Origin of the sequence: Streptomyces purpurascens, from assembly GCF_045040895.1 — a bacterium.
Lineage (GTDB): Bacteria > Actinomycetota > Actinomycetes > Streptomycetales > Streptomycetaceae > Streptomyces > Streptomyces purpurascens.
On record NZ_CP108341.1, the window covers coordinates 5,072,516 to 5,089,764 of the forward strand.

At 67.8% G+C, this 17,249-nt stretch carries 11 protein-coding genes; all 11 read left to right on the forward strand.

Annotation, left to right across the window (positions count from 1 at the left end; genetic code table 11):
• Nucleotides 1–58 precede the first annotated feature (58 nt).
• Nucleotides 59–466, forward strand: coding sequence for a hypothetical protein (locus OHU35_RS23180; protein WP_189725750.1), 408 nt, complete (start codon nt 59–61; stop codon nt 464–466).
• A gap of 391 nt (nt 467–857) precedes the next feature.
• Entirely contained in the window at nt 858–2,102 is a 1,245-nt protein-coding gene (locus OHU35_RS23185; protein ID WP_405506671.1) for a PP2C family protein-serine/threonine phosphatase, read from the forward strand.
• Between the two features lie 553 nt (nt 2,103–2,655).
• Nucleotides 2,656–6,612: a hypothetical protein gene (locus OHU35_RS23190; protein ID WP_405506673.1), complete on the forward strand. Its 3,957-nt coding sequence runs from the start codon at nt 2,656–2,658 to the stop codon at nt 6,610–6,612.
• An 11-nt stretch (nt 6,613–6,623) separates the two neighbouring features.
• Nucleotides 6,624–7,097, forward strand: a complete 474-nt coding sequence (locus tag OHU35_RS23195; RefSeq protein WP_405506675.1) for a hypothetical protein — start codon at nt 6,624–6,626, stop codon at nt 7,095–7,097.
• 107 nt (nt 7,098–7,204) lie between these two features.
• On the forward strand, nt 7,205–7,978 hold the full coding sequence (locus OHU35_RS23200) for a hypothetical protein (protein ID WP_405506676.1): 774 nt from the start codon (nt 7,205–7,207) through the stop codon (nt 7,976–7,978).
• Nucleotides 7,979–8,769: 791 nt separating this feature from the next.
• Entirely contained in the window at nt 8,770–10,821 is a 2,052-nt protein-coding gene (locus tag OHU35_RS23205; RefSeq protein WP_405506677.1) for a hypothetical protein, read from the forward strand.
• 295 nt (nt 10,822–11,116) lie between these two features.
• Complete coding sequence (locus OHU35_RS23210; RefSeq protein ID WP_405506678.1) at nt 11,117–11,551, forward strand: WhiB family transcriptional regulator; 435 nt, start codon at nt 11,117–11,119, stop codon at nt 11,549–11,551.
• An 815-nt stretch (nt 11,552–12,366) separates the two neighbouring features.
• Nucleotides 12,367–12,981: a hypothetical protein gene (locus OHU35_RS23215; RefSeq protein WP_405506679.1), complete on the forward strand. Its 615-nt coding sequence runs from the start codon at nt 12,367–12,369 to the stop codon at nt 12,979–12,981.
• Nucleotides 12,978–14,300, forward strand: a complete 1,323-nt coding sequence (locus OHU35_RS23220) for a 7-cyano-7-deazaguanine synthase (protein ID WP_405506681.1) — start codon at nt 12,978–12,980, stop codon at nt 14,298–14,300. Before OHU35_RS23215 ends, OHU35_RS23220 begins: the two co-directional genes overlap by 4 nt.
• 151 nt (nt 14,301–14,451) lie before the next feature.
• Complete coding sequence (locus OHU35_RS23225; RefSeq protein WP_405506683.1) at nt 14,452–14,865, forward strand: hypothetical protein; 414 nt, start codon at nt 14,452–14,454, stop codon at nt 14,863–14,865.
• The gene (locus OHU35_RS23230; RefSeq protein WP_405506685.1) at nt 14,865–17,069 is read left to right on the forward strand and encodes a caspase family protein; all 2,205 of its coding nucleotides are present in this window, start codon (nt 14,865–14,867) and stop codon (nt 17,067–17,069) included. Before OHU35_RS23225 ends, OHU35_RS23230 begins: the two co-directional genes overlap by 1 nt.
• The last annotated feature ends 180 nt before the right edge of the window (nt 17,070–17,249 follow it).

Below are 17,249 nucleotides of genomic sequence, written 5' to 3' on the forward strand. Positions count from 1 at the left end.
GTACTAGACCGCCCACTTCCGGGTACCCGTGAAACCCGCTGATCAGCGAGGGGGACGCATGACCACACTCGAAGGCGACCGCATCGCGGAACGCGACAGCGCGCGCTCGACCGTGGCCCGTGAGGAACTGGCGAAGGCCGACAGCAGAGCCGGACTGATCCTGGCGACCCTGGGCGCGGCGCTGACGGCCCTCCTCGGCGCGATCAGCACGGGCGTCATCACGCCAGGACAGTACGCGGCGATCCCCCAGCTCCTCGTCTGGTCCGGCTGCGCGGCCTGCGCCCCGTCCCTAGTCCTGCTCGGCCTGGCGGCCAAGCCCCGGCCGGGTTCCACCGCCGCGACCCCACTGGAGTCCCTGTCCCGCACGACCTCGCTCAAGTACCGCCGCATACACCAGGCCATGACGTGGGGCGCGGTCTTCCTGGTTCTCACCCTGGCGGGGACCCTGGCCGGGGCGCTCACCTAGGGCCTGTCGGCAAGACCGCGACTCAGCCATAGGGAAGGTCGGTGCTTCCTGATCGGTCAGGCCCTCGATCGGGATTGCCGTCCCGGCCGCGGGCCGTCGTCTGTGTGAGGTTGCGGCGGCGAACGTAACGGCCCGTTACCCGCTCCTGCACGGTCACTCGGACGGGTGACGCGGGCTTCCTGGCCGGGGAGGGAGGGCGGGCGGGTAGCTCTTTCCCCCGGTTCTTTCCGGAGGTCAGCGGCCCGCCGGACCCTCGTGGACAAAGGGCCGGTGAGCCCGGAAGACGGACGGTGGCCGGGGCCTGACGGGGGAGCGGTGGTCCGGCGGCGCGGCGCGTTCCCTCCTATCGTGGATTCGCACAGTGACGGGTCGGCGCCGAGGCGGGCAACACATGACGGAACCGCAGATCGACTACGCGGCGGTCTTCCACGCCCTGCCCGGCATGGTGGCTCTGCTCACCCCCGAGCTGGTGTACGCCGACGCCAACGAGGACTTCCTCCGGCTGGCCGGGCGCACGCGCGAGCAACTGCTGGGCCGCTACATCTTCGACGTCTTCCCCGAGAACCCCAACGACCCGGCCGCGGCCGGCATGCGGGAGACCCGGTCGTCGATGCTCCGCGTGGTGGCCACCGGCGAGCGCGACACCATGGCGCTGCTGCGCTACGACATCGAGGACTCCGAGCGGCCCGGCCACTGGGTGGAACACTTCTGGAGCCCGGTCAACGCACCCGTGCTGGGCCCGGACGGGCAGGTGACGCTGATCGCGCACCGGGTGGAGGAGGTCACCGAACTCATCCACGCCCGCGCCCGTGCCCGCGGCGGCACGGGCGGCGAGAGCACCCGCGCCCGCGTGCTGGAGGCCGAGCTCTACACCCGCTCCCGTGAACTGCAGGAAGTCAACGAACGCCTGCGTCGGGCCCACGCGCGCGAACGCGAGGTCGCCCTGGCCCTGCAGGCGGCGATGCTGCCCGCACCGGAGCCGGTCGGGCACCATCGGGCAGCCGTCCGCTACCGGCCCGCCGTCGGCACCCTGAACGTGTGCGGCGACTGGTACGACCTGGTCGACCTGCCCGGCGACCGCATCGCGGTCGCTGTCGGCGACGTCGTCGGCCACGGCCTGGAAGCGGCCGGTGTCATGGGGCAGCTGCGCAGCGCGCTGAGCGCCGCCGCCCGTGTCGCCGACGGCCCGGCCCGGGCGCTGGAGGCCCTCGGCCTGTACGCCCGCCATGTCGACGGTGCGGAGTCGACCACGGTGGTGAAGACCTACATCGACTGGGAGACCCACACCCTCACGTACAGCAGCGCGGGCCACCCACCGCCCGCCCTGCTCCACCCCGACGGCACGGTGCCCTTCCTCGACCAGGCGACCGACCCGCCTCTCGGCGCGCGCCCCGAACACGTGCCGCGGCCGGAGGCCCGTACGGCCTTCGCCGAGGGCGCCACCCTGGTCCTCTACTCCGACGGCCTGATCGAGCGCCGTGACGAGGACATCGACACCGGCCTGGCCCGCCTCGCCGACTCCCTCGTCCGCCACGGCCGAGCCGATCCCGAGGCCCTGGCCGACGCCCTGCTGGCAGACCTCCTCCCACCCTCCGGCAACACGGACGACACGGCGCTGGTCATCATCCGCCTGTGAGGCCAGAATCGGAGTCCTCTCTTCCGTGGGAGATTTTCGGCCGACCCGCAGCAGGGGTTCAGGGGAACGCTCAGGTGACTCGGTGTTCGCGAGTGGCGACGTGCAGACGTTTCACGTCAATCAGCGGGTGAGGCCGCAGTAACCCCTTGTTGCGCGCTGGTGGCCTGTGTCTATGGTGACTGTTGCGTTCGACGGGACATGACAACCCGCTCAAGCGCTTTCAGTCAGCGACCGGGGGGACCGGAGTCGCTACGGGGGAGGGGGAGTTCTCCATGCCGCGATGCCGGCAGCCACCTTCAACATCTGCGGACGCGAGCCCGCCGCCTCCGCGACCGCACAGCGGACCATTCCATCCGTGAATCCCTGCCAGAGGTGAAGGCCGCCGTCATGGCGCCCGCCGAATAACCACTGCTTCACCCGGTTTTCAGCCAGGAAGTTCCCGGTCCTTCAGGGCCGGGAGGACGTCACCACAGTCGGCCGTCGCAGCCCCTGCCCACCTGAGGGCCGCGCCGGCTTCTTGCCCATGCCTGAAAAGTCCCATGAAGGAGAGCAGTTGAGAGTTCGCAGACCGAGCCGGGCAGGGATCGCGGGCCTCGCGGCCACCGCGGTCCTGACCGGGCTCATACAAGCCGCGCCGGCGTTCGCCGACACCAGCCCTCCCGGTCCGAAGCCGTCACCGAAGCCGTCCGGCAGTCCGTCGTCCGATCCGCCGGCACGTGTGCAGAGTCCCGGCAAGAGGCTCGGGAAGGACTGGAAGACCTCGGCGGACCGGGCCGTGACCACCGCGGCGGACAGCGGTGGATTCAAGGTCCTCGTGGCGGACAGCAAGGACGCCTACCAGTGGCGGACCGTTGCCACACTGGCGGAGCCCGGCATGCCGGCGGACACGTGGATCGGCAACTCCTGCGTCATGGACCGTGATCACGCCGCGGTCGTGTATGCGCCGCGCACGTTCACGAACAAGCCGGACCTGATGCAGGGCGGGGCGTTCACCGCGGTCGTCGACCTGAAGTCCGGCCGGGTGACGAAACTGCCCTTCACCGCCTCGCTGGCCTACTTCGACCCGTCGTGCAATCCCGAGACCCGGACGGCCGCGTTCACCGCGTTCCGCGACAGCAGGACCCGGCTTCTCACGGTCGACACCGGCGGCAGGACGACCACCGACACCACGGTCACCGGCCAGGTGACGTCGGCCGTCCCGACGAAGGACGGCCTCGTCGCCGCACACGGCCGTCACCTGGTGCACGTCGATCCCGCGGACAGCAAGCTCCGGAAGCTGGCCGCCGCGGACGGTGTGCCCTTCGACCTCCGCCCCACCAGCAAGGGAATCGCCTTCCTCGACCGCAAGGGCGAAACCGCGCACGCCAAACTGTGGAAGGGCCAGGGCAAGCCGTCGGCGCTCGCGTCGGGGAAGCTCGGGGACCTGGCCCTCGAACAGGGCACGGGGGGCCGGGCGTTCCTCACCGGGGACGTCAAGAATGCGAAGCTCACGGGCACTTCGGTGGCACGCCTGGACGTCGCGGCGGACACGCAGGTGTCCAGCCTCGGCCGACTGGCCGTCGATCCCGTGCTGATGCCCGGCGTGCGCGCGGGCCTGGAGCGGATCGGCAACGCGGGCAAGGGCTTCACCAAGGCGGAACCCTCGCCCCGGACGGGCACCTCTGAGGACCCCACGGGTGAGGGGGCCGACCCGCTGACCATCAGCAGTGTCGCGACCGCCACCGGCGAGAAGCTCACCCAGACGGTCACCGACACGACCAGCGCTACGGGGAAGGGTTCCTTCTCGCCCGCCCTGCGCGTGGCCGGCGCGACAGGGCAGGCGTCCGGGAAGAGTGGGCGAGCCGTGCAGGCGGCCGCCGACCCGAACAATCCGGTCGACACGGACCGCTGGTGCTCCATCCCCCGTAACGACGTCAAGGCGCTCGCGCTGCAGCCGACCCCGAACCAGGTCGAGTGGGCCGTCAACATGGCCATCCGCGGCGAGCTGCGGTCCAAGTGGATCAAGCAGGGCGGCTGGCGCTCAGGCCTGGGCACCGTCGACCCGCAGGGACTGTTCCCGCCCCCGACGCTGAAGGGCAAGGCCGGCGCGCGCATCCCCGCCCAGGTGCTGCTGGGCGTCCTCGCGCAGGAGTCGAACCTGTGGCAGGCCGAAGGCGGTGCCATCCCCGGTCAGATGGGCAACCCGCAGGCGGCGATCGCCGGGTTCTACGGGCACAAGGGGGAGACCTCCGAGGCGTACTGGAAGATCAACTGGAACCTGTCGGACTGCGGCTACGGCGTCGGCCAGGTCACCGACGGCATGCGCCTGGCCGGCCTGGAGAAGCCCGACGAGACGTCCCTGCCTCCGGCGAAGCAGAAGGCCGTGGCCCTGGACTACGCGGTCAACATCGCCGCGTCGATGTACATCCTCGCGGACAAGTGGAACCAGGTGCACACCGCGGGCCAGACCATCACGGTCAACAACGACGATCCGTCGAAGCCCGAGAACTGGTTCGCCGCGCTGTGGAACTACAACCTCGGCTTCAACGAGAACAAGGGTGACGGCAAGCCGTGGGGCCTGGGCTGGTACAACAACCCGGCGAACCCCGTCTACCCGCCCTCGCGGCACCCGTTCATGTCCGACCCGCGCGACGCGGCGAAGCCCCAGAACTGGCCCTACCAGGAGAAGGTGATGGGCTGGTCGGCCTGGTCCATGGACACCGGCTACTCCTACGCCACCGACGGGCGGCAGGACTGGCCCGGCGAGTCCGGGTTCTCCAGCGCCGGTTTCCGGCCCGCCTGGTGGATCAACCCGGGGCAGCGCGACCTGGTCAAGCCGCCCCTGGATGCCTTCTGCAACACCACCAACAACTGCAACTCAGCCAACCCGCCGGACTGTCCGGACGCCGCCTGCTACGAGAAGTACTGGTGGCGCGGCTCGAACGTGACGTGGAAGGCGAACTGCGACGCCGACTGCGGCAACGAGAACATCAAGTACGTCACACTGCGCGAGGAGCCGGGCCGCGGCTATCGCTTGCAGAGCGGCAAGTCGGCGTGCGGCGCCGCCCCCGCGGGGGCGCTGATCGTGGACTCCATCCCGGACAACGTCGAGACGTACAGCGACTGCGGATCGTCCGGAACCGACGCGGGCTCCTTCCAGTTCACGTTCCATCCCAACCCGACGTCGACCGGACCGGGTCTCGGCCCGTACGAGGCCAAGGGAGACCTGCACCAGATCGGCGGTGGGCAGGGCGGTCACTTCTGGTACACGCACACCCGTGACACCGCTCATCTCGGCGGCCCCGGCGCCCGGATGACCATCGACGGCACCTGGACCCTCGACCGCAACGTCGAATGGGCCCGCGTCTTCGCCCACATGCCGGACACCGGAGCGCACACCCAGCAGGCCCACTACGTGATCAAGGGGGTCGCGGGCGGTGACCGCCACCGCTACGTCAACACCCGCTTCGGGAAGAACACCTGGGTCGAACTCGGCGTCTACCGCTTCACCGGCACCCCGCGGGTGGAGCTGACGAACACCACCGACGACGGCACCGCGGACGAGGACGTCGCCTGGGACGCCGTCGCCTTCCAGCCCCTGTCGGGCAAGCCGAAGCACATGGTCGTCGCCATGGGCGACTCCTACACCTCCGGTGAGGGTTCCGGGGACTACTCGCCCGAGTCCGACCGGGGTCACGGGAAGAGCAGCTGGAACGCGTGCCGACGCGGCGACAACTCCTGGCCGCGCAAGGTGATCCTCCCGGGCCAGACGAAGACCGTGGGCGCGCTCGCGGACAGCTCCGATCCGGCGCTGGGCTTCCAGGTCACCGCATGCTCCGGAGCCAAGACGTTCCAGATGACCGAGGGAAACCCCAATGCCTGGGGCTTCGACGGGAACTTCCACGAGAAGACCCAGATCGACTCGGGGGTGCTCAGTGCGGACACCACTCTGGTCATGCTGACCATCGGTGGAAATGACGCGCGATTCGACAAGAAGATCCAGACGTGTGTCATGGAGGGGTGCCCGTCGGAGGCCTCGATGAAGGCAGACATCGACGCTGCCGTAACCGAGACCCGGACGGTGCTGGAACAGATCCATACCCATGCGCCGAACGCGACGATTTCGCTGATGGGCTACCCACTGCTCTTCAGCCGCACTGTGCAGTGCTCGACCTTGGTGAGCGCATCCCAGCGTGTCATTCTGAACGGCATGGCCGAGTACTTCGAGGACGAGCAGCGTGAGCTGGCCCTCTCCATGAACGCGGACAACGTGAGGTACCGGTCTCCGCAGTCGGCGTTCGAGGGAAAGCGCATCTGCGATTCGCCGGAAGGGATCAACGGAGTCGTGGCCGGGCCGAACGGCGACGGCGACTTCCACCACGGCGACGACAACACCCAGCTCTGCTGGTGGTTCACGGGAGACACCTGCCTCAGCCGGGAGAGCTATCACCCGAACAAGACGGGGACCAGCGCTTACGCACAGGCATTCATGACGGCCGGCCCGATGGCTGCCGTCACACGAGAGGACTAGTGAAAACGACTATGTCTGATCACGGCACCGTGACGCGGCAGCCCCGCGTCACGGTGCCGGCCCCGGGATGCCTCGTCGCCCTCTTCGCACCTATCGTCGCCGTGCTGATCGCGGCCCTGGTGCTCGTGGTCATGTACCACCGCCAGGAGCGTGCGAATGAACGGAACGAGTCAGAAGCCCTGAAGAGGACAGCGGCCCTGGCCCGGTCGTACGCGCGTGACGTGATGGCGGTCTCGCAATTCCCTCCTGGTCAAGAAGCCGTGCGCGGCATCGCCGAACGGCACGACGGCAGGCTGACCTCCTACGCACGCTCGGAAGACCGGCTGGCCACCACCGTCCGCTTCTTCGCGGAGTACAAGGACACCACCATGTTCGGCACGTCCTACTCCCGGGCCTATCGCTGCTATTCCATCGTGTTTCGTGAGGACGCCGCGGGCGATCCGCAGGAGAAGACAACCCGGCTTGAGAAGTGCGATGCCGGCTGATTCAGCCGACATGCCGCCGAACTCGCAGGCGTCGCTGCTGCCAAGGGCCGCTCGGGGATGCCACGGATGCCTGTGCCCTGGTCATGGTCGCCGCCAAAAGGCAGCCAGTGCGACCTGACAGAACCGGCGGCGCGGTGGTCACAAGGCGGGCGAACGGCCTCGTGACCACCGGCTGCCTGACCATCCTGATCGCGTTGATTGTCGTTCTCGGCATCGTCGTCTCCTGGTTGTGGTACCGGCACTGGCATGACGGGAACGTCAACAGGGAGCGAGAGGAGAAGGCGTTCGCCTCGATCGGGAAGCAGGCCCGTGCCACGGCTCACGACACGGCCCGCGCACTCGGCACGAGCGGTACCACCGATGCCGACGCTCTCACCGGCGTGATCTGGCAGCACTCCGAAGCCCCGGTGATCACCTACGACGCGTCCCGCCGCGAGTTCACCGCCACGGCCGCGAGATCCGCCCGGTACGACAACAGGCTCTTGCTCCCCGGTGGCGGGCCCGTCGAGGTGACCCGGTGCTTCGTCTTCACCTACACCTACCGCCCCGGCCAGGCCTGGACGTCGAGGATCTCCGAGCGGGACGACGACGTGTGCCGTCCGGGCACTGAGATCGGCCACATGGTCCGTCTGGCCCTGACGCGCATCTCGAGCATGTACGCCGAGGACTTGACGCGCGCCGGCGTACAGGATGCCCTCGACCCCACCGGACGGCGTTCCTTCGACGTCAAGAATGTGGTGCGTGAGGGCGACACGATGACCGTCTCCGTCCTCGTCTCGAGCTCGGGGGCAGCGGTCGACCAGTGCTACCGCTTCACCCGGCCCGTCCCCGGCGACGACGGCCAGGGTTCCGCCACAGCGGTTCCGACGTTGTCGTGCTGACCCTGCGGCCATGACAAAGGGCCTGATCCACTCACTGGATCAGGCCCTTGACCTGGTACTTCACTGTCGGGGTGGCGGGATTTGAACCCACGACCTCTTCGTCCCGAATGAGGTTCGGGCGTGATCGACACCGGCTTGTTTGCTGTTTTGGCTGGTCAGGGCGTTGGGGTGCGGTGGTCTCGGGTGGTCTTGAAGAGGCTCGGGGAGCGGGGCGGCTCCCAGGTGGCTCCCAGCGGGGCATCAGCCAACGGCCGCCGAGTCCGGTGACCCGCCGTATCAGCTCACACGAATCCTTGGCGCCATGGCACTCGACCAGCGGGCTCAGATCACCATTGAGGGCGCCGCTCTGGCCGGCTCACAAAGCTGCCATGGTCGCTCGTCCGCGCCAATCGGCCACAGGGCATCCGGGTCGGCGGGATCCGCAAGACCACACCACTCGGTGGGACCTCGCTGTCGTCATGAGCCGCGGCAAAGAAGCCCTGTTCCCGCGAAAACCGCCTACCACAATTGTGCGCCCAACGGGTATGGAACCAAGGGATTCTGAAGGGGTGTCACCCCTGCTGCTAGCGTTTTTCGGGCAGTCACATCAGCGGACTCAAGCTCCTCACCTTCGCCATGTTGGCGGTGGGCGGCAACGCCGGCAGTCGAAGCCGGTACGTCTCGGAAGTGCGGTCGAGCGTGCTGATGCCGTCTTGGACACATCGGGTCTTGCCCGGGCGAGCCGAGGGGGAGAACGGGAAACAGCGTGACCGATCTCCTTGGACGACCACGGCGTCCAGGTGCGTGCCTGGATGGACACCGGGACGAAGATCGGAGAACACCTGATGGAGCCATCATCCGGCGCGGGCGAGACCGTGCTGCCCCGCCCCGTCGAAGCGCTGCCCCTGCCTGCATTGGCGGCCGCAACACGGAAGCTCGCCGACAAACTCATCGAACACTTCGCCATGGGCGAGCCCGCCGCATTGGCCCTCGCGCAGGCTGTCGTCGACCCATCTGCCGCCCGCCAGGCGGCAGAGTCCCCGGAGCGGCTGCGGGTGCCCGGCGGCGTGATCCTGGCCATCCGGGCTGACGTATGGGCACGCTATATCATCCCGGACCCGCGAAACCCGCGGATCGGTCCGTCGCGCCGACACCCGGCCTCGAACCTGATCGGCACTGGCGAGCGCACGCGCTTCCGTCCGTTGGCCGAGCCGATCGCGGCGTCAGGGAGTCGCCCGGAACTCGTGCAGAGGCTCGCGAACCAGGAACACCTCGCTTGGGCGGCACAACTGTCCAAGGAGTACGTGCTCGACCACAACGACTGGCGCGAGTCCCTCCGCCACCAGGGAGTGATGACAGAGGTGTGGCTGGCCGCGACGGCCTTCCAGCACGAGGACAGCACACCCGGGGTAACGGTTCCGGTCACCGTCGAGGGGTCGAGCCGCGTGACGTGCGCCCACGACTTGCTCGCCCTCAGGTCTGCCGACGTTCCCTACATCCGGGACACAGCGAAGCTGCGGTCCCACATTCGCAAGCTCAATGAGGCAATCACGACCGCGGGCGACCCGGCACAGGTCGACCCCGAAGTGGCGGTCACCGTGCGCTGCGAACGGCTTCCGGCGCTGCTGCTCGTCGGTTTCGAGCCGCACGACGGCACCACCGCTGACTTCGGCGTCGCCGTGAAGTCGTTGGTCGCGCTCCGGCACGTCGATTCCCCCAAGCCGTGGGGTGAAGCCGCGGAGAACGAGGCCCTCGCCGACGCCGTGGTGGACGAGATCGAGCGGCGGACACTGATCACTCCCACTAAGGCTGACTGGCTGCGTGGTGCCCTCACCCCCGACCAGGCAAAGGCCGCCGGATTCAACGACGACCCGTCCGTCCGGGCGGCTGCGATCGTCCGGCTCTTCGCCGAACGCGATCAGTCGATCCACGCCGCTGTGCGGGTCGCCATCACCGGACAGAGCACCCGCAAGAACATCACCACCAAGCTGCTGCTCGACGTCGCTTCCTCTCTGGTCATGCGTTCGGTTTCGGAAGAGGACTCCCGCAGGCGCGAGCGGATGCGGAAGTACCTGAAGTCGGCGTTCCCGGGCGAGCTGGCCAAGGACTGGGAGGCCACGTTCCGCGGAACGGAGGAGCTTGCCCAAGCCGCACTTGCGGAGGTGACAAAGGGAGAGCCAGGCGTGGCGACCCGGGAACTTGCGGCCCGCAGCGCCTATCCCCTGGTGATCAACGGCCAGCTCACGGGTGACCGTGGCACGAAAAACAACGATCAACCCGACCGTCGGCACCCAGGCGAGGTCATCGACCGCATGCGCAGTACCCCGCACGGCGTGCACCAGCTGAAGCAGACACTCCTCGACTCTGCGGCGGGCCGCAGGACCCGCAAGGTCGACGAGACGGGCCAGGTCACTCAGAACGAAGACGGCCGCGACATTCTCGTCACCGACGCAGACCTCCGTCGCACCTTCCCACCCGCTGGCGAAGGCCCATCACCGACTCCGGCTCCCCGAAACGCGGCTGAGATTCTCGGGAACGCCCTGCACGACTTGGCCACTTCGATCCAGGCGGTCGAGGGGGCGGTCAAGGTCGTGGAGGCGGTCAGGGCCGACGACGGGACCCGTGCTATCGATTCGCTGGGCGCCGACCGAGCCGACTGCGAGGCGTGGCGAAACATCCTGCAGGACGTGCTATTCAAGTTGCCCGTCTGGCAACAGCGGAGCGTCCAGCGACACGGGATCATCGCCGAGGACCCGTACGACCTCGACGCGGACCGTGACGACGAGGAAGGCGAGGAACCGGACGACGAGTTCGACGGTCAGCCGACTGACGAAGACACCCCACCTCAGGACGAGGTCGCCTGAATCGCTCGTGCCGCCCGGGTTCTCCGGACAGGCATAACAACCCGGCCGCGGGCCGGGAACGCGACGCGGATAAACGGTGAGGCCCACCCACCCGACCAGGGCGAGGGCGGCAACGTCGGCCTTCCGGGCTTGAGCCCGGGAAGCCGGTACACCTCGGGGCCGAACTGCGATCCGCTGCCGCTTGCCGTCACACCGGGCGTGCCCCCGGAAGACATCAAGTGGGTGCGCCGGGCAGTTCCCAGCTCACCCTAGTTATTCATTGTGGACCGGATATGGCCACGAGCTGGAGCCCCCGATGGACAGCCTGCACTTTCTCGTCGGCCGCGAACAGGAGCTTCGCGATCTGATCCAGTCGTCTCAGCACCGGGACTCAGTCCGTGCGGCTTGCAGGGGCGTGGACGTGAGTCTCTACCATCCCGAGGACGGGGAGCGGCCCGCCGAGGGTCCCTTGGCCGTATGCGTCGGCTGCGAGGGCCGCTTGGAGTGCCTAGCCCTGGCGCTGCGGGCGGAGGACTCGGAAGCCCGTCACGGTTGGTACGGCGGCCTCGGCCCGGCAGAACGCGACCGTATCGCGGTACTGCTCCGGCTTGCCAAGAGTGCAACGCCCCTGCCGGACCGAGCTCTCACGGCCATCCGTCTGGGCCGAGACGGATGGCGGATCAACGACATTGCGCAAGTGCTTGGTTGCTCCAGGCGAACCGTGCAGCGCTACCTCGGTTCCGTGCGCTGACACCAAGGTGGCACTGCCGTACGCGCATGGGGTGCTCACCGGGCTGCCGAGACCGACTCAGAGAAGACACCGCGTCCACGTCGAACTTCACAGTTGAGGTGGCGGGAATTGAACCCACGACCCTTGCGTCCTGCATGAGGATCGGTTGCTGATCTGGCCTGCGTGGACGGTGTTTTCCAGGTCAGGGCATTGGGCTGTCGTGGTTTCGACTGGCCTCGAAGGGGCTCGGGGAGCGGGTTGGCTCCCAGATGGCTCCCAGCGGGACCTCAGCCAGCGGCCACTGAGTCCGCCCTTCCCGCTGTGCCCGCGGAACCAGACTGTGACGAACAGCTCGACCTCGGCTAAGCCGCGCATACTGGCTTAGCGTTCCGCAGTAGGTGAGAGCCACGTGACGCGCGACGCAAGTCCCATTCTTGCCAGCCTCTGGCCTGCCCTGCCCCAGGGCCTGCGGCATGTCCGTAACCCAGCGTTACGCCTTGTCGCGCTCTGGAATGTATGAGTCACAGAGGGTGATACTCGTGGTCGGCTGGCCGACGGACCGGTCGGTGCTCCCCTGGCCGAGTCCCGCCCTACCTGGGGATAGTCCGATCTGATGCCATGGATGAAGAGCGGGTTGGGACACCATCGTTGGGGGCGATGTGGGGACATCCACGCGATGGAAGGGGCCGAACGGCCAGCGGTGGAGCTCCGCTGGAAGGCGGCTGGCTCGCTGGCGAGAGGACTCGCGGAACGCGGATCAGCGGCTGGAGGAGATCGCCGCGGACCATCTGCGTGCCCTGCACGAGACGCTCCGTGCCGATCGGTCGGCTTTCGGGTTGTACGACACGGCCTGTGCGGCCGGTGAACGGCTCGCCAGGGTCCTGGGTTCGCTGGCCGCAGAGGGCGCGGAGTCGGAGAACGCGCTCGTCGCGCGTCTCGTCTCGGAGGTCGGTGGGGACGGCGGCACACTCGCCGACGCCGCGGTGCGCAGGGGGATGGCCGCGGCGGTCCGCGATGTCCGGAGCAGGCATCCCGAGCTGGACGACGCCATGGGCGGGGGTGCCGCCGTCGGCGGCGGCTTCACCTGGGACATCCTGTGCGATCTCTACCAGGTGTTCTTTGCCGACATGGTGGGGGAGTTCCTCAGGGCCGTTGTCGCCGAGCACGTCAAGCTGGCGGTCCCGGTGCTTATCGCGACCGATCCGGAAGGCAGGATCGCCGACTGGGTCGCGGAGAAGGTGGTGGACCTGGTGCCGAGCCCCTGCGAGGAGTCCGCCGAAGCGACGGGCCTTGCGCAGGCTGTGGATACCGCGCAGTCGGTGGTGGGCGCTGTGCAGGATCCGTCGGCCGCACTGCCCAAGATCGCCGAGTTGTTGGTGCCGCGGGCGGTCGGAAAGGTGCTTGGCCTGATCACCGAGGAGATCACCGGCGAAGAGGGAGCTGCGGCGTGACCGATTCCGACGACTTCCTGTGGTGGCGCGGCCCCAGGGGCGACCGGCCTCCTGGGGACCGCTGGACGGAGATCGGCGAGGAAGCGTTCCAGGAAAAGGAGCGCCGCATCACCGGCCGGCACCATCTGCCCGGTCCTGTCCCCGACTGGGCCGAGGATCTGTTCCGCGTCGCCAGGGCCGCGTTCATCGCCGACAAGTACGTACGCCGGACCGGAGCGCGGGACCGGTGGACCCGCCGCATCAGCCTCGCCGTGCCCGTCACGGAACACGAGCGGTGGGGAAGCGCAGCTGTCCGTACCCACCTCACTGCCCTCCTCCAAGTCCTCACCGGAGACCTCTGGGACGTGGACTTCCGGCCTCTCACCGGTCACTACGTCGAGGAGGCGATGGTCTCTCCCGACGACCCGCGTGCATCGGAAGTCGCGTTGTTCTCCGGTGGACTGGATTCCCTCAGCTGGGCTGCCACCCGTTTGCGCGCCGACGACTCCCGACCGCTCTTGCTCGTGATGTTCCGCGAGATCGGCCTGCTTCGTCTCCAGCAACGGGTGTACAAGGCCGTTGAGCGACTGGACGGAGCACGGCCGGTGCTGCTGTTACCGATGAGCCAGACCCCAGCGGGCGACGGCTCGGGGGCACGGCTGGAGACCTCCTCCCGCACACGTGGTCTGCTGTACGCGGCGGGCGCGATCCGCGCCGCCACCGCGCACGGGGTGGGCACCGTCCACATCCCCGAGAACGGCCAGCTCGCCCTCAATCCGCCTCTGACACCGGCGCGTTCGGCCGCTTGCTCCACGCGTTCCGTGCACCCGCGGACGCTGGGCAGTCTGAACGCCTTGGTAACTGCCGTGAGTGACACAGAGAGCACGGTGCAGGTGGTTAACCCTTTGGCACGGCTGACGAAAGGCGAAGTATGCAAGGTCGGACGTGATGCGGGCCTCACTCCGTCCGACCTGGAGTCCACCTTGAGCTGCGGCAAGCCGCCAACCCGCCGAAGCGGCGGCCCTCCCATCGCCAACTGCGGCGTCTGCTTCCCGTGCCTCGTGCGCCGCTCCGGGCTACTCCACGCTAACGGCACCGACGACACCCGGTACGAGACATTGCCATGGGCGGAAGACCTACCGCTTGACCGGAGTGCCGACTGGCGCGCACTGCAGCGGTGGCTGCTCGGTCAGTACACCCTTACGGATGTCCTCACCGATACCCCGCTGCCGCCGGATATGGACCCGGTGGTTGCCTTCGACTTGATCAAGCGCGGGCGGAAGGAGCTGGAGCGCCTGCTTCCTATCGCAGCTGTCGCTGGGGCCGCTGACGCAGCGTAGGCGGCAACGTGCAATACGAATCAACGGCGCACCTGCGAAGCCCAGTTGGGACGTATTCTTCTCTCTGGGCTCAGAGCTGTGGCAGGAGTGACGGTTCCGTATCCATTCCTTGCCGTGAGCGCCGGGCAGCAGAGGCAACAGGGGGGACGTCGTGGAGATTCAGATCACGGTCGATACGCAGGGCGACGACGCGGCGACACATGATCTGTACTACTGGCTCCGGCAGGATCGCGAACTCCGGCGTCACGTGGAGTTCGAACTGGCGCGAGCCTCCGAAGCCTCTGACCGCATGAGCGCGGGCGAGATCATCAACATGTTCGTGAGCAATGGAATTGCCGCGGCAAGCTTGTTGGTGAACGTCGTGGTCGCGTGGCGAGCAGCCCGCCCTTCGCAGCCCGGGGCCGTGACCTTCGAACGCGGCGGTATGACAGTGACCGTGCACGATACATCGGGCGAAACGTTGCGCCGAGTCGCAGAGCTGTTGGCTTCCGAGCCTCATGGCGGAGACCCGGAGGCCACTGGTCTGGGGCAGCCGTCCACACCCTCGGCTTCAGGGAATCGGTGATGGGGCTGCCCGACCCCGACGGAACGCGTGTAGTGCTGATCGGCGCGGACGAGTACCAGAACTTCCCGGGCCTGCCGGCAGTGCGCAACAATCTCGTCAGGCTGGCAGAGCTGTTCACGTCCCCGCACGCCGGGTGCCTACCTGCCGGACATTGCGTGACGGTGCGCAATCCTGCCGCCCGCGATGACGTGCTCGACGCCGTTTACCAGGCAGCGAGCGAGGCGACGGACACGCTGGTGGTGTACTTCGCCGGCCACGGCATGCTGTCACCTGAAGGCTCTCTCTACCTCGCACTGGGGCATTCCGAGCCGGGCCGGAAGTTCTACAAGTCAGTGGCGTACAACGACCTCCGCACCGGAGTGCTGGAAAGCGTGGCGCCCAGGAAAGTCGTGATCCTCGACTGTTGCTACAGCGGTGCCGCGCTGGAGGGGTACATGGGGGGGCCGGATGAGTTCGCGGACCAAACCGCCATCGAGGGCAGCTATGTCATGACCGCCTCAGCAGCGACGCAGGCTGCCATGGCTCCCGTGGGTGCGCGCTTCACCGCGTTCACCAATGAACTCGTGAAAGCCGTTTCCAAGGGCGTTCCAGAAGTGTCTGGCACGCTCGATATGAACTCCCTCTTCCGGCATGTCAGTCGTGAACTGGGATCAAAGGGCATGCCGGTACCTCGGCAACGGTCCGATGACCAGGGGCACGCCATCGCGCTGTTCCGAAACAAGTGGAAGCAGCCTCGGGAGGAGCCCACGCTCGCGACACTGCGTGAGGAGTGGTTCCGCGCGATCCAAGAAGGGCTGCTCTGGCATGTAAGGGATGTCCCGACGCTTGGCAAGGGGCGACTGCGTACCGACTTCGGCGAGCCCAGGCTCATCGGTTCCCTGCTGATCGCGCGGATCGCCGTCCGGCTCGCTCGGGGTGAGAGCACGGCGAGTATCCGCGACTGGCTCGCCGCCAGTCCGTTTTTCGCAGCGCCCGGCCCTGATGGCGATGAGCTCGACGAGCTCATCGCCAAGGTTCAGTTCGGGTTCGAGCACGATGGGCTGGCCACCACCGTTGTGGTCCTCGACGGCCTGGGGTTGCTCCCCTGGAGCCCGGAGAGCACGGACATGCTCCTCATCGAGTACTGGGCTGCCCAACGAGGTCGTACGGTGCCTCGCACGCGTGTGGAACGCGAACTCAGGGAGTTGTGGGACAGCACGGACTCTCGCGTCCACGCGGCACTCTCGGCGCTGCCGTCCTCTCCACTGGAGGCATACCCCGACGTGTGGGAGAGGCTGAAGGGCGAGCCGGACTTCCGAGTCGGCAACGCCGGAGCCATGGCGCTCGGCCAGCTTGGCGGCGACCGCGCCTGGAATCGTTGGATGTCCACCCGCCCCTGGAGCATCCTCAAGGCTCGCCACCTGGTGAGCCTTGGCGGAGATGTCGCCCGCTGCCAGGCCGCGCAGCGTGCTTTGGGCCGTCTCCTCGATCAGGCACCTTCCGGCGATGAATTCCGCGGTGTTCTCGAGCGTGCCGCAAAAATCATCCGGGAGCAGTTGGAGCACATCGCCTTGGCCGTGGACGGCATGAGTGCCATCGAATCCGAGCTGCTACGCGAGCGCAGCCAGGACGAGCACTTCCAGGACGGCTGCCTCGTCACCTTCCAGCAGCATCTGCTGGAGCGGAGCCAGTCCTTCACCCCTTTCCCTGAGCATGCGACAACGCACGGCACTTGGGGCCCACTTCCATGGTGGTCGATCGCTCTTCACGACGAACGCGAACAACGAGCGGCGCAGGAACTGCTCGCCCGCGGCGGTATGCAGCTGGCCATCACCGCCAAGAGCCGCGACGCTGACGAGCTTGTTATCACCTGCCAGGAGCCCGGGCCCGGACCTTCGCGCATCACAGCCCGCCTCCGCTTTCATCTCCGCGACGCGGTGCACGCCTGCGAGCTGCTCCTTCTTGCCCGTCGGCAGAAGGTGGCGGTGGATTTCCTCTCGGAACACATCGACGAGTGGGACGATCGCGAGGTCAACCTCATCGGCACGTTGCCCATCGACCTGGGCGGCGATCTCGGAGCCACTCTTGCTGACATAGCGACCCAGGCGTTGCGCCGACTCATGCCGGGCGCGTCGGGCCCAGACTTTCACCTGGAAGGTGTCCCGTCGCTCGAAACGCTCTTGAAGTCATCACGACTCCCCCAGATCTGCCGCCATCCGAGGTAGCGACGAGCCTGGGCGACCCCACGGGTCCCGGTCCGCACTGGCCGGCTTGCCGTCGAAAGGTAGCCAAGGAATCCCTTCTGGCTGGAATGTCTAGGTCGGTCGACGGTATGCCGCAAAAGACCCGCGTGATCGCGATGGCTCCGCGAGGTTGTGCGGCGTGCGCCCACCGCCGGTGTGCGG